Below are 12,903 nucleotides of genomic sequence, written 5' to 3'. Positions count from 1 at the left end.
AACGCCCCCACGCAACCAGTCACGCGAGCTCTCAAGCCCCGCTGCAATGGAACGATAGGCGAACATTGAAATCAACCTTAGGTTGATACCAATGTGTTTTCAGCCCCAGCTCTGCAGCCTGCGGAGCTGCGGCGTCTTCTTGTGCTGATGCACGGCCATGCGGCCGAGCAGATTGTCGAGCTCGGTGATCGCCTTGAACAGATAGGGCCCTTTGTTCAGCATCACGCATTCGGCACGCGCCGCCATTGCGGCGTCGGTCATCTCGCCGCGCGAGGGCGTGCCTTTCTTGACGAGTTGCTCGAGCACCTGCGTGGCCCAGATCACCGGTACGTGCGCGGCCTCGCCGATCCACAGGATCTCCTCCTGCATTTCGGCGAGCCGGGCGAAGCCGATCTCGACGGCGAGATCGCCGCGGGCGATCATCACCGCGGTCGGCTGCTGGCCGGCCGCCTGCACCAAAATGTCCGGCAGATTCGCGACGGCTTCGGGCGTCTCGATCTTCAGCACCAGCGCCAGCTCGCGCCAGTCGTCGGGACGACGCTCGGCGAGCGCGGCCTGCAGCGTTTCGACGTCGGCGACGGATTGCACGAAGGAGAACTCGATGCCGCCGGCATGTTCGGCGACGAAATCGAGATCGTCGCGGTCCTTTGCCGTCAGCGCCGGGATGTCGAGCAGCGTGTCGGGGAAATTGAGGCCTTTCTCCGGCTTCAGCCGCAGTCCCTTGTCGGACGTCGAGGTGACGCGGCCGATCAGGCCCCAGGGCGTCTTGCGCTCGATGCGGATGCACAGCTTGCCGTCGTCCACGAACACCCGCGCGCCGACCGCGCTGTTGATCAGCGGATCGCTCAGCGTGCATTCGATGGCGAAATGATCTTCGGCGAGATCGATGCGATGAAACGAGCCTTCCGCCACGATGGCGATCAGGTCGCCGGTGAGGATGCGTTCGCGGCCCTCGGGCGCACGCGCGGCACCCGTGCGGATCTTCGGGCCAGCGATGTCCATCAGGATCTTCATCCGATGGCCGGTGGCTTCCTCGGCGACGTGGAGATGATTGATCATGCGCTGCCACGCCGCGGCGTCGTCATGCGCGCAGTTGATGCGCACCGCTTCGACCTTGCGTTCGGCGAGCCGGAGCATGAAAGAGGGATCGTCGGCGGCCTCGCTGGGGCAGGTGACGAGCAGCGCGGTGGAGCGGCCGCTCGATGGCGCCCCGAACATTTCCTCGCTGCGCTGGGCGAGTTCGTGCTCGCCGGCGAAGAACTGCCGCTGCGACGGCCGCACGGATTGCGGCTCGCCGCAGAGTTCGCCGAGCGTGGCGCGGACGGCGTGAAGCGTCGGCATCACCCGGCTCTCCAGACGTCCGAGGGACGACAGCCCGAGCGCGGCGAGCGCGCGCTGCAGCGGCCGCAGGTCGTGCCGGCGCAGCGCCAGATAATGCGCCAGGTTGGCGGCGCTGGCGTTGAAGCCCGGGCGCTCGATCCTGCTGGTCCAGGCCTCGACGCGCGGGCGGCTGTCGGCTTCGATCTCGGCGATCAGCCGGTCGATTTTCTGCTTCAGGCGATCGATTTCGGTCGACATGGCGAGCTCGCTTCATCAGCCGCGGCCAAACCGGCCGCGTCAGCCCGCTCTAGGAGCCGTCGATGTAACTCCTGTGACAGCGAGAGGCCCGAGTCTGCGACCTTATGCGCATACGATCCCGCAGCTGCCGCGGTGAAGCCGTCCACAGCCGACCGGCCGCCGTGCTTGACGGGCAACGGGCGCGGGGCCTGAATGCAACGTCCCTGCAAATGAGGTTTCGTTTGTCCGTCACCATCTTCGGCATCAAGAACTGCGACACCATGAAGAAGGCGCGCGCCTGGCTCGACGGCCACGGCGTTGCTTACGACTTCCACGACTACAAGACCGCTGGCGTCGACAAGGCGGACCTGATGCGGTGGGCCAAGCTGGTCGGCTGGGAGACGCTACTCAACCGTGCCGGCACGACGTTCCGCAAACTGCCCGATGCAGACAAGGAAGGGCTGACCGAATCCAAGGCGATCGCGCTAATGCTGGCACAACCGTCGATGATCAAGCGGCCGGTGATCGAGACGGGCAAGACGCTGCTGGTCGGGTTCCGGCCGGAGGCTTATGAAAAGGCCTTCGGGTGACCTGATCGGGCTCCTTGCCCACAGCGGATCGCTCACTAACGCTGGCCTGCATTGCATCTTGCGCACGGCTGGCGAATAGCGGCATAGTCCCGCCCCAGAAAGACGGGTCGGCCCGCCTGCCAGGGCGCGCGGCACCGGACAGCAACAAGAATTCGGCCGCGGACGTGCCTCCGCCGCGGGACCGGGCAGGGGGAAGTTCTACTTGGCCGATGACATCATTCTCGAAACGCACGGTCTGACGAAGGAGTTCGCGGGCTTCTTTGCAGTTCGCGACGTCAATCTGCGGGTCCGGCGCGGGCACATCCACGCGCTGATCGGCCCTAACGGCGCCGGCAAGACCACCTGTTTCAATCTGCTCACCAAGTTCCTGCACCCCTCGGCAGGCAAGATTCTCTACAAAGGCCAGGACATCACCGCGACCGCGCCGGCCGATGTGGCGCGTCTCGGTCTGGTGCGTTCGTTTCAGATCTCCGCGGTGTTTCCGCATCTGACGGCGCTCGAGAATGTGCGCGTCGCGCTGCAGCGCCAGCACGGCCATTCGTTCGACTTCTGGCGCTCCAAGAGCGTGCTCGACAAGTATAATCAGCGCGCGCGCGAATTGCTGGAAGACGTCGGCCTCAGCGATTTTGCCGATATCCCGGCGGTCGAGATGCCGTATGGCCGCAAGCGCGCGCTGGAGATCGCCACCACGCTGGCGCTCGATCCGGAGATGATGCTGCTCGACGAGCCGATGGCCGGCATGGGCCATGAGGACATCGACAAGATCGCCGCGCTGATCAAGCGGATCTCGGCGAAGTACACCATTCTGATGGTTGAACATAATCTCAGTGTGGTCGCCAATCTGTCCGACGTGATCACCGTGCTGACCCGCGGGCAGGTGCTGGCCGAAGGCCATTACAACGATCTGACCCAGGACGAGCGCGTCAAGGAAGCCTATCTCGGAGCGGGTCATGGTTGAGGCGACGACTTTGAACCGGACCTCCCCCGCAGCGAGCGGCAACGCGCTGCTCAGCGTGCGTGACCTGCAGGCGTGGTACGGCGAGTCCCACATTCTGCACGGCATGAACTTCGAAGTGCGCACCGGCGAAGTGGTGACGCTGCTCGGTCGCAACGGCGCCGGCAAGACCACGACGCTGAAGTCGGTGATGGGCATCATCGGCAAGCGTACCGGTACGATCAATTTCGATGGTCACGACATCAGCCGGGCCTCGTCCGACAAGATCGCCAAGCGTGGCATTGCGTTCTGTCCCGAGGAACGCGGCATCTTCGCCAGCCTCGACGTGCGTGAAAATCTGATGCTGCCGCCGCAGGTGCGGCCGGGCGGATTGTCGCTCGAGCAGATCTTCGAGCTGTTCCCCAACCTGCGCGAGCGGCTGAAGAGCCAGGGCACCAAGCTGTCCGGCGGCGAGCAGCAGATGCTGGCGATCGCCCGCATCCTGCGCACCGGTGCGCGCTTCCTGATGCTGGACGAGCCGACCGAAGGTCTGGCGCCGGTGATCATCCAGCAGATCGGCCATACCATCGCGCGGCTGAAGAAGGAGGGGTTCACGATCCTCCTCGTCGAGCAGAACTTCCGCTGGGCGGCGACGGTGGCCGATCGCTACTACGTGGTCGAGCACGGCAAGATCATCGATGGCTTCGCCAATGCGGAACTCGAAGCCAACATGGACAAGCTGCACACCTATCTCGGCGTCTGACGCCGCTGACGTGACTTCTCGCTGAGAGCTGGAAACACTTATGTCGATCAATATCCAGGCCTTGTTGGCGCAGCTTCTGGTCGGGCTGATCAACGGCTCGTTCTACGCGCTGCTGAGTCTCGGCCTCGCCGTGATCTTCGGCATGTTGAACATCATCAACTTTGCCCACGGCGCGCTGTATATGATGGGCGCGTTCTGCGCCTACTTCCTCCTGAACCTGTTCGGCATCGGCTATTGGTGGGCGCTGATCCTGGCGCCGCTGATCGTCGGCGCGTTCGGCATGCTGATGGAGCGGACGCTGCTGCAATGGCTGTCCGGGCTCGATCATTTGTACGGCCTGCTGCTGACGTTCGGCGTTGCGCTGATCATCCAGGGCCTGTTCCAGAACTATTTCGGCTCGTCGGGTCTGCCTTATGCGATCCCCGACGAACTGCGCGGCGGCATGAATCTCGGCTTCATGTTCCTGCCGATCTACCGCGGTTGGGTCGTCGTGTTCTCGCTCGTGGTCTGCCTGCTGACCTGGTACCTGATCGAGCGGACCCAGCTCGGCGCCTATCTGCGCGCCGCCACCGAAAATCCGACGCTGGTCCGCGCTTTCGGCATCAACGTGCCCCGCATGATCACGCTGACCTACGGCCTCGGCGTCGGTCTCGCCGCGCTCGCCGGCGTGCTGTCGGCGCCGATCAACCAGGTGAGGCCGCTGATGGGCGCCGACCTGATCATCGTGGTGTTCGCGGTGGTGGTGATCGGCGGCATGGGGTCGATCATGGGCTCGATCATCACCGGCTTCGCGCTCGGCGTGATCGAGGGATTGACCAAATATTTCTACCCCGAGGCCTCCAACACCGTGGTGTTCGTGCTGATGGTGTTGGTGCTGCTGGTGAAACCCTCGGGGCTGACGGGACGGGCAAGCTGACATGGCGACGATTACTGAGAACTCCGTTCCCGCAACCACCCGCCGTCCGGTGCGCGACGAGATGATTGCCTTCGGCCTGATGACGGCCGTGCTGGTGATCGTGCCGTTCACCGGCGTGTATCCGTTCTTCGTGATGCAGGGGCTGTGCTTTGCGCTGCTGGCCTGCGCCTTCAACCTGCTGATCGGCTATGGCGGCCTGCTGTCGTTCGGCCACGCGATGTTTCTCGGCACCGCCGGCTATGTCACTGCCCACGCCCTGAAGGTCTGGGACCTGTCGCCGGAACTGGCGATCATCGTCGGCACTACGGGCGCCTTCGCCCTGTCTATCATCACCGGCCTGATCGCGATCCGCCGCCAGGGCATCTATTTCGCAATGATCACGCTGGCGTTGTCGCAGCTGCTCTACTTCATCTACCTGCAGGCGCCGTTCACCCACGGCGAAGACGGCATCCAGGGCATCCCGCAGGGCAAGATGTTCGGCGTGATCGACCTGCAGAATGCCACCACGCTGTATTTCATGGTGCTGGTCGGCTTCCTGATCGGCTTCCTGATCATCTATCGCGCCATCAATTCGCCGTTCGGCGAGGTGCTCAAGGCGATCCGCGAGAACGAGCCGCGCGCGATCTCGCTCGGCTACAAGACTGACCAGTACAAGCTGCTGGCCTTCATCCTGTCCGGCACGCTGGCCGGCTTCGCCGGAGCCCTGAAGGTGTTCGTGGCGCAGAATGCCTCGCTAACCGACGTGCACTGGTCGATGTCCGGTGAAATCGTGCTGATGACGCTGGTCGGCGGTCTGGGGACCATTTTTGGCCCGGTGATCGGCGCCTTCGTGATCATCGCCATGCAGCAATATCTTGCCGGATTCGGTCAGTGGGTCACCGTCATCCAGGGTGTGATCTTCGTCGCCTGCGTGCTGACCTTCCGCCGCGGCATCGTCGGCGAGATCGGGCACTACTTCAAACGCTCGCTGTAAGGCAGTCCGAAGCCGAGGCGGCAAAAAGTCAGCCACCACCAAACACAACAAAGCCGCTGCGCAATGGCCTGCGCGGTGGCTTTTTGTTGATGCTTGCCGAGATGCCTTAAGCCTTCGGGGATGGCCCGTGGACCGTGGGCTCGAGCGGCAGTTCCGCCTCCGTGGCATGCTGAGCGACAACTGGGGCTTCCCGCCGGGCGCGGTGCGGCTTCTTCCGCACCTTGGTGAGCTCGACGGCTTCACTCATCAGCTTCTCGACGTCGGCGGTGTATTTCGGGGGCGAACCGCCCGCCGTGTCGGCGAGACTGACTTCGACAGGAGGCACAGGCGGCTCCCGCTGCTCGTCGGCAGTCAATGGTTGCTCCATTGAAGTCTCGGAAGCGACGACTGTGCCGGAGATCTGCTCCGGCTCCGGCTTCGGCTCGGGCTCGGGTAGCTGCGGCTCGGCGACAGCCGGGCTCACAGAAATTCCCGACGGCAAGATCGCCTGATCGTTCGCCGTCGGCCTTGCGGTCTGATTCGATCCGTCGGCCGTGTCGGCCGGGTCCAGCGCGACGGCCGGGACCGACGCCGCCTCGGATGGAGCGGCGTTTGACGATGCCGCGTGGCGGAGTGGCATCGGAGGCAGATCGGCAGGCGGGGTCTCAGTGACCGTCAACACCTCTCGGACGAGTTCGTTGACGTCAGCATCGGCCATGGCCCCAGGGGAGTGAGCCGGGACATCCGGCGTGATCTGTTCGACGGCAGGCCGCGGCGGCAGCGCACTCTTCCGGGCGATGACGTCTTCGCGCGTCTCTGCGTCGTGCGGCATCGTCGCGCGGCGGGGCGGGCTGCGCCGCGGCCGGATCAGGGTGCGGACGTCGAGATCGCTGGGGAAGTAGTCACGCTCGTCGTGATCGGGCAGGGCGTCGTCCACGGCATAGTCGCGAGCGGCGAACTGGGCGGCCCGGCTCCGAGCGGGTTCATAGCGCGGCGCCGCTTCGTAATCGGATGGCTCGTAGCGCGGCGAAGCGGAGCGGGCCGCGTAGTCCCTGCGGTCCGGATCGCGTTCAAAGCGTCGGCGGTCATAGTCCCGCTCGAACTCGTGACGCGCAGCCGGTCGGCGATCCTGATAGCTGTGCCGCGGGCCGCGACCGGTATCGCGTCGCTCGTCGTCCCATCGCGCGTAGATCTGGTCGTCGTGGCGCTCGATGGAGCGAGGATCATAGCCGTCATCGTGGTGAGCGCTACGCCAGGTCTCTTCGTGGCCATGACGCTCGGCGGAAGCGTGCGAGGGCCGCGCGGCGGCGCGCTCAGGTGCAGCGGCCGGGGGCGGCGCCGGCTGCTTCATCGTGACCGCCCCGAGGCTCATCGTCGGCAGCGTGATCGCGGCGATTGCCGGAGCAGGCGCGGCGGGCGCCGGTTTGTCGTCGTCGAGGTCCTCGTTGTTCTCGATCCGCTGCCGCGCGCGTTCGACCTGCGCTTGAATCTTCGCGGCGTAGACGCTGGGCGGCGAGAAGAAGATTTTCGCAACAACCGGAACGATTTCCAGGAAGATGATGAACAATCGCGTCATCCATGAGAACAGCGTCATGGTGGCGCCGTCCTTCGGATCGTTCTTCAGCTCCTGATAGGCGGCGATCCGGGTCAGCGGGTCGATCCGGTCCTTCTTCTCCTGGTAATAGGATTCCGCCAGCGCCTTCTGCCTGAACTCGGCGACGTCGGCGGCCTTCGAGGCTTCGAACTGCTTGAGGTCGGCGCGCGCGGCGTCGATCCGCGCCTGCAGCGCGTCGGCCTTGGCCTTGATGGCGCCGCGCTCCTGGTCGCGCACTACAAGAGCTTCACCGGCGATCTTGGCCTGGGCGGCGCGGAGGTCGTCGCGTTTGAGATGAAGCTGGCTGATCTCGGCTTCGCGCGCGGCGCGCTGGGCGATGAAGGCTTCCTTCTGTTTGCGGGCGAATTCGTAGCGCGGCCCGGCGCCGGGCCGGCCTGAGTTGTTCGGCGACGCTTTAAGGCCGAATTCCTCGGCGTTCATGTCGGCGATGTAGCGCTGGATGGTGCGGTCGATCTGGGCGATGTCGGCGCGCACATCCGCCTCGCGCGTGACCAGCGCCTTGATCTGCTGTTCAATGTCATCGGTGCGCGTCTGCAGCGTCGGCTCCAGTGCAGGCGCCTCCGTCAGGGCGTCGCGATGCAGCGCTTCCAGTGCGTCGATACCGGCCTGCCGACGCGCGGCCTCTGCATTCAGCCCGGCCTCGTATTGCGCGATCTTCGCGTAGATCGGCTGGTTTGCGGCGATGCGGTCGGCCTCGATCTTCTCGTTGATCGTGCCGGAGAAGATCGCGAGCTCCAGGAACATCGCGATCACCCAGGCGAGACCGAACGACATCATCAGCCTGATACCGACGCGCACGAACCGCCACGCCGTCTGCTTGGCCTCCGCGCCGGACTGGATCGGCGCGGTATTCCAGAGCGTGCCTTGATAGAACCAATCGGATTGGCACAGCGCGCGGTCGAACATCAGCACGGTGAGGCCGATCACCCCGGAGACGAGCAGCCGCGTCCAAACATTTGCGATCATGTAGCCGGTGGCATGATACGACACGCCGACCACCACGATGAACGAAAGGCAGAGCGATGCGCCGAGATGCGCCGCCCACAGCTTGTCGGAGGCGGGGCAGGTCGAAAGCGTTTTGCGATCGACTCCGGCGATGACACCCAGTGCGCGTTGAATCATGGCCGCCCAATTCTGCGGTGAACATCCGCCGCGGTTGGAAGTGACAGGTCCGCGCGAGTCTAACAGTTCGTTTACGAATTCAATACGCGACGCTCTATGCAGGAGCTGCGTCGAAGCTCTTACTCCGGCTCAGAACTTGCTGCTAAGTGGTGATAGTCAGAGAAGAACTCGGCTCGCGCGAAGCGTTGATCAGCAGCCGCGCCCGTCCTCACAATTTTCCGCGGGGGTGCGGTGATGACGACGCGCTCTTTCCTCCGATACCGCTCGCGATGTAAGCAGGACTCGGCTGGGTCCGTTGAACGCCGAGGTGATTCGCGAGGCGAGGGACCGATCCGCTCATGCTGCGATGCAAGTGCAGCGTGGGTCCGTTTCTGTGGATGGGGCTCGGGGCGGGTCGGACGTCCGAATTGCGCTGTACGCGTTCGCGTGTCCGTTGGAACTCAATCCGGCGATCCGTCGGCCGGCTTGCGAATGGGCGGTTGCCTGACAACGCCTGAAATGTTTTATGACGCTCCTGTGACGTGGTCCGACGCCCGGACCAAGTCCCGTCAATCGGATACCTCCCAATGCTGCGTTACTTTCGAGCCTTTCTGCCGAAGGAGGAGAGGTTTTTCGACCTGTTCGCCCGGCATGCCCAGACCGTCGTCCATGGCGCGCAGGCGCTCCAGGACATGCTGCGCGGAGGCGACGAGACGCTGGTGCACTGCCAGCGGGTGAGCCATTTCGAGGCCGAGGCCGACGCCATCACCCGCGAGGTGCTGACCGCGGTGCGCCGCACCTTCATCACCCCGTTCGACCGCGTCGACATCAAGAACCTGATCACCTCGATGGACGACGCCATCGACCAGATGCAGCAGACCGCCAAGGCGGTGATCCTGTTCGAGGTCCGGGAATTCGAGCCGCCGATGCGCGAGATCGGGACGCTGCTGGTCGAGAGCGCCAATCTGGTCGGCAAGGCGCTGCCGCTGATGAAGTCGATCGGGCCGAATCTGCAGATGCTGACGGCCATGACCGAGGAAATCACCAAGCTGGAAGGCCGGGTGGACGATCTTCACGATATCGGGCTTAAGGAGCTGTTCCTCAAGCACCGCAACGCCAACACCATGGACTACATCGTCGGCGCCGAGATCTACGATCACCTCGAGAAGGTGGCCGACCGGTTCGACGACGTCGCCAACGAGATCAACAGCATCGTCATCGAGCAGGTCTAAGGGCAGGGCCTTATTGTGGACGCTTCGATCGGGCTGCCCATTCTGGTCGGATTGATCGCCGTCGCGCTGCTGTTCGACTTCCTGAACGGCCTGCACGACGCCGCCAATTCGATCGCCACCATCGTCTCGACCCGCGTTCTGCGGCCGCAATATGCGGTGTTCTGGGCGGCGTTCTTCAACTTCGTCGCGTTCCTGATCTTCGGCCTGCATGTCGCGAATACGATCGGCACCGGCATCATCGAGCCGAGCGTGATCGATTCCGCGGTGATTTTTGCCGCGCTGGTCGGCGCCATCGTCTGGAACATCGTGACCTGGGCGCTCGGGATTCCGTCGAGCTCGTCGCACGCGCTGATCGGTGGCCTGCTCGGCGCCGGACTGGCCAAAGCCGGGCTTTCCGCCGCCGTGTGGAGCGGACTGACCAAGGCGCTGCTCGCTATCGTCCTGTCGCCGGTGGTCGGCTTTCTGCTGGCGTTGGTGCTCGTGGCGATCGTGTCATGGGCGTCTGTGCGCTCGACCCCGTTCGCGGTCGACCGCGCCTTCCGCATCCTGCAATTCGCCTCGGCGTCGCTGTATTCGCTCGGCCATGGCGGCAACGACGCGCAGAAGACGATGGGCATCATCGCCGTGCTGCTGTACTCGCAGGGCTATCTCGGCAGCGAGTTTTCGGTGCCGTTCTGGGTGGTGATCTCGTGCCAATCGGCGATGGCGCTCGGCACGCTGATGGGCGGCTGGCGGATCGTGCGCACCATGGGGCTGCGCATCACCAAGCTGACGCCGATGCAGGGTTTTTGCGCCGAGACCGGCGGCGCCGCCACGCTGTTCATGGCGACGTTCCTCGGCGTGCCGGTGTCGACCACCCACACCATCACCGGCGCCATCGTCGGCGTCGGCGCGGCGCGGCGGATGTCGGCGGTGCGCTGGAACGTGGCGAGCTCGATCGTCTACGCCTGGGTGATCACCATCCCGGCCTCCGCGCTGGTCGCCGCAGCTGCCTATTGGGCGACCAAGCTGCTGCCGTCGTTCTGATCCGCTGCGCGGCCGGCGGAACCAGCCGATCCCCTCGGGCTTGTCAAAGGTCTCCAATCTCTCAGGAAAGTGCGGTCCGTGATGCTGAAGCAGCCCCGATTGCGCAGCATCGACGCCCCGCCGCCGAAGCCGCACGCGCCGCCTTGTGAACCGGGCGTCGTCGCGGCGAGCGTTTACGCGCACGGCCAACTCGTCACCGACATCACCATCGAACAGGCCGGCGAGTGGGCCGCCAAAGACGGGCATGTGGTCTGGATCGGCCTGCACGAGCCGAGCAGGGATCTGCTGGAGAGGGTGGCCGGTCAGCTCAAATTGCACCCGCTGGCGATCGAAGACGCCATCAAGGCCCGGCAACCGCCGAAGGTCGAGCAGTACGACGACGCCTTCTTCGTCGTCGCCCGCACCGCGCAGATGGAGCACGAACAGATCGCGTTCGGCGAGACGCATATCTTCGTCGGCAAGGGATACGTCGTGTCCGTCCGGCACGGCGCCTCGACCTCCTACACCGTCGTCCGGTCGCGCTGCGAGGCGAGTCCGAACTGGTTCGCCGAGGGCGAAGACTACATCCTGTATGCGATCCTCGACTTCATCGTCGACAACTACCGGCCGGTCATCGACCGGATCCAGAGCGACGTCGACAATCTCGAGGAGGAGGTGCTGCGCCGTTCGCATCTCGGCCGAATGGACGGCCTGTATCGGCTGCGGCGGGAGCTGCTTAAGCTGAAGCGCGCCGTCGGGCCGATGGTCGACGTCTGCAAGCGGCTCGAACATGCCGATCTGATCGCTCTCGATGCGCCGCTGAAGCCGCTGTTCCGGGACATCCTCGACCACGTCAACCGTGCCGAGGAAGATATCGACCAGCTACTGCAGATCCTGGCGTTCGTCTTCGAAGCCAGCATGATGGCGGGACAAGCGCAGCAGACTGAAATCGCACGGCGGCTGACCGCGTGGGCCGCCATCCTGGCGGTGCCGACCGCGATCGCCGGCATCTATGGCATGAATTTCGAGCACATGCCGGAGCTGAAATGGCAGTACGGCTACTACGGCGTGCTCGGCGTCATCGCCTGCGTCTGCGGGTTTTTGTACTACCGGTTCAAGCGCGTCGGCTGGCTGTAAAGACCGGCCAAAGCAATTCAGCGCCTGACGGATTCACGGCGGCATGGGCCGCAAGCATCGGGACCGCATCCGTCCAGGCGCGCTATGCGGGCCTCTCCGGATGACGATTCCGGATGTGAAGCGCGCGTTCACGCCCCTCAACCGAAGACGTGCTCCCGGCTTCAGGTCACCACCTTCAGGCCGACGATGCCGGCGACGATCAGGCCGATGCAGGCGAGGCGGCTGAGCGTGGCGGGATCGCCGAACAGCATGATGCCGAGCGCCGCGGTGCCGACCGCGCCGATGCCGCTCCAGATCGCATAGGCGGTGCCGATCGGCAGCGTCTTCAGCGCCAGGCCGAGCAGGGCGACGCTGATGACCATCGCTGAGACTGTCAGCGCGGTGGGCAGCAGGCGGGTAAAGCCGTCGGTGTATTTCAGGCCGAGAGCCCAGCCGATTTCCATCAGGCCGGCGATGAACAGATAGAACCAGGCCATAGGGGCCTCCTTGCGCACGTCCGGTCGGTCTGCATCCAGGGGGATTTTGGAAGGCCATCCAACAGGATGGCGCCGGCGCTTGGCGCGGTCTGCGAGGAGGCCGGGTCGTCCCGGCCGAAAAGGTGATTTTGAGGTCGTCCTCGACCCCTTATATGAGACACGCCGCCGCGCCGCGCAACCACCGGCGCAGCGACCCGCCGGAAGCCCTTGATTGCGCCGGCTTTCCCTGCCACAGGCTGAGTATGTCCGACACCGCTGTTCCGGCCGACGCGCCGTCCTCGACCCCGTCTTCGCTCGCCCATGAAGTGGCGCGGCGCCGCACCTTCGCGATCATCTCGCATCCCGACGCCGGCAAGACCACGCTGACCGAAAAGCTGCTGCTGTTCGGCGGCGCGATCAATCTCGCCGGCCAGGTCAAGGCCAAGGGCGAGCGCCGCAACACCCGCTCGGACTGGATGAAGATCGAGCGCGACCGCGGCATCTCGGTGGTCACCTCGGTGATGACCTTCGAGTTCGACAACCTCGTCTTCAACCTGCTCGACACCCCGGGCCACGAGGACTTCTCGGAAGACACTTACCGGACGCTGACCGCGGTCGACTCCGCCGTGATGGTGATCGACGCCGC

The 12,903-nt window shown here is 64.7% G+C and carries 12 protein-coding genes; 9 read left to right on the top strand and 3 right to left on the bottom strand.

Translation table 11 applies throughout. The features are described 5' to 3' along the window. Positions 1 to 99: 99 nt before the first annotated feature. Positions 100 to 1,578 carry a pyruvate kinase gene (locus ACOJTD_RS09725; protein ID WP_420132716.1) on the bottom strand — a complete coding sequence of 493 codons (1,479 nt, stop codon included), beginning with the start codon at positions 1,576 to 1,578 and terminating at the stop codon, positions 100 to 102. 221 nt (positions 1,579 to 1,799) lie between these two features. Between ACOJTD_RS09725 and ACOJTD_RS09720 the strand changes: the two genes are divergently transcribed. The 5 genes from ACOJTD_RS09720 (at position 1,800) to ACOJTD_RS09700 (ending at position 5,733) form a co-directional block, all read left to right on the top strand. Continuing rightward, complete coding sequence (locus ACOJTD_RS09720) at positions 1,800 to 2,147, top strand: ArsC family reductase (RefSeq protein ID WP_420132715.1); 348 nt, start codon at positions 1,800 to 1,802, stop codon at positions 2,145 to 2,147. A 202-nt stretch (positions 2,148 to 2,349) separates the two neighbouring features. Beyond that, positions 2,350 to 3,105: an ABC transporter ATP-binding protein gene (locus tag ACOJTD_RS09715; RefSeq protein WP_420132714.1), complete on the top strand. Its 756-nt coding sequence runs from the start codon at positions 2,350 to 2,352 to the stop codon at positions 3,103 to 3,105. Continuing rightward, positions 3,098 to 3,844, top strand: coding sequence for an ABC transporter ATP-binding protein (locus tag ACOJTD_RS09710; protein ID WP_420132713.1), 747 nt, complete (start codon positions 3,098 to 3,100; stop codon positions 3,842 to 3,844). Before ACOJTD_RS09715 ends, ACOJTD_RS09710 begins: the two co-directional genes overlap by 8 nt. Positions 3,845 to 3,896: 52 nt before the next feature. After that, on the top strand, positions 3,897 to 4,760 hold the full coding sequence (locus ACOJTD_RS09705) for a branched-chain amino acid ABC transporter permease (RefSeq protein ID WP_420132741.1): 864 nt from the start codon (positions 3,897 to 3,899) through the stop codon (positions 4,758 to 4,760). A 1-nt stretch (position 4,761) separates the two neighbouring features. Continuing rightward, positions 4,762 to 5,733: a branched-chain amino acid ABC transporter permease gene (locus ACOJTD_RS09700; protein WP_420132712.1), complete on the top strand. Its 972-nt coding sequence runs from the start codon at positions 4,762 to 4,764 to the stop codon at positions 5,731 to 5,733. A 106-nt stretch (positions 5,734 to 5,839) separates the two neighbouring features. Here ACOJTD_RS09700 and ACOJTD_RS09695 read toward each other — a convergent pair whose 3' ends face one another. Further along, positions 5,840 to 8,449, bottom strand: coding sequence for a DUF4407 domain-containing protein (locus tag ACOJTD_RS09695; protein WP_420132711.1), 2,610 nt, complete (start codon positions 8,447 to 8,449; stop codon positions 5,840 to 5,842). 566 nt (positions 8,450 to 9,015) lie between these two features. Between ACOJTD_RS09695 and ACOJTD_RS09690 the strand changes: the two genes are divergently transcribed. From ACOJTD_RS09690 to corA, 3 genes are all read left to right on the top strand, one after another. After that, a complete protein-coding gene (locus tag ACOJTD_RS09690; protein WP_420132710.1) occupies positions 9,016 to 9,660 on the top strand; it encodes a DUF47 domain-containing protein in 645 nt (214 codons plus the stop codon). A gap of 15 nt (positions 9,661 to 9,675) precedes the next feature. Further along, positions 9,676 to 10,686, top strand: coding sequence for an inorganic phosphate transporter (locus ACOJTD_RS09685; RefSeq protein WP_420132709.1), 1,011 nt, complete (start codon positions 9,676 to 9,678; stop codon positions 10,684 to 10,686). Positions 10,687 to 10,767: 81 nt separating this feature from the next. Beyond that, a complete protein-coding gene (corA, locus tag ACOJTD_RS09680) occupies positions 10,768 to 11,802 on the top strand; it encodes a magnesium/cobalt transporter CorA (protein ID WP_420132708.1) in 1,035 nt (344 codons plus the stop codon). 161 nt (positions 11,803 to 11,963) lie between these two features. Here corA and sugE read toward each other — a convergent pair whose 3' ends face one another. After that, the gene (sugE, locus tag ACOJTD_RS09675; protein ID WP_420132707.1) at positions 11,964 to 12,278 is read right to left on the bottom strand and encodes a quaternary ammonium compound efflux SMR transporter SugE; all 315 of its coding nucleotides are present in this window, start codon (positions 12,276 to 12,278) and stop codon (positions 11,964 to 11,966) included. A gap of 242 nt (positions 12,279 to 12,520) precedes the next feature. Between sugE and ACOJTD_RS09670 the strand changes: the two genes are divergently transcribed. Next, the coding region (locus ACOJTD_RS09670) for a GTP-binding protein (RefSeq protein ID WP_420132706.1) at positions 12,521 to 12,903 on the top strand (383 nt) is incomplete at its 3' end.

Source organism: Rhodopseudomonas sp., from assembly GCF_048594845.1.
Classification (GTDB): Bacteria; Pseudomonadota; Alphaproteobacteria; order Rhizobiales; family Xanthobacteraceae; genus Rhodopseudomonas.
The sequence above is the reverse complement of the archived record's forward strand: the minus strand, read 5'-3'. Positions and strand labels throughout refer to the sequence as shown.

Coding starts and splice junctions, on each gene's coding strand:
- ACOJTD_RS09710 (WP_420132713.1), top strand. CDS start 3,098: ATGGTTGAGGCGACGACTTTGAACCGGACCTCCCCCGCAGCGAGCGGC.
- sugE (WP_420132707.1), bottom strand. CDS start 12,278: ATGGCCTGGTTCTATCTGTTCATCGCCGGCCTGATGGAAATCGGCTGG.
- ACOJTD_RS09725 (WP_420132716.1), bottom strand. CDS start 1,578: ATGTCGACCGAAATCGATCGCCTGAAGCAGAAAATCGACCGGCTGATC.
- ACOJTD_RS09695 (WP_420132711.1), bottom strand. CDS start 8,449: ATGATTCAACGCGCACTGGGTGTCATCGCCGGAGTCGATCGCAAAACG.
- corA (WP_420132708.1), top strand. CDS start 10,768: ATGCTGAAGCAGCCCCGATTGCGCAGCATCGACGCCCCGCCGCCGAAG.
- ACOJTD_RS09690 (WP_420132710.1), top strand. CDS start 9,016: ATGCTGCGTTACTTTCGAGCCTTTCTGCCGAAGGAGGAGAGGTTTTTC.
- ACOJTD_RS09700 (WP_420132712.1), top strand. CDS start 4,762: ATGGCGACGATTACTGAGAACTCCGTTCCCGCAACCACCCGCCGTCCG.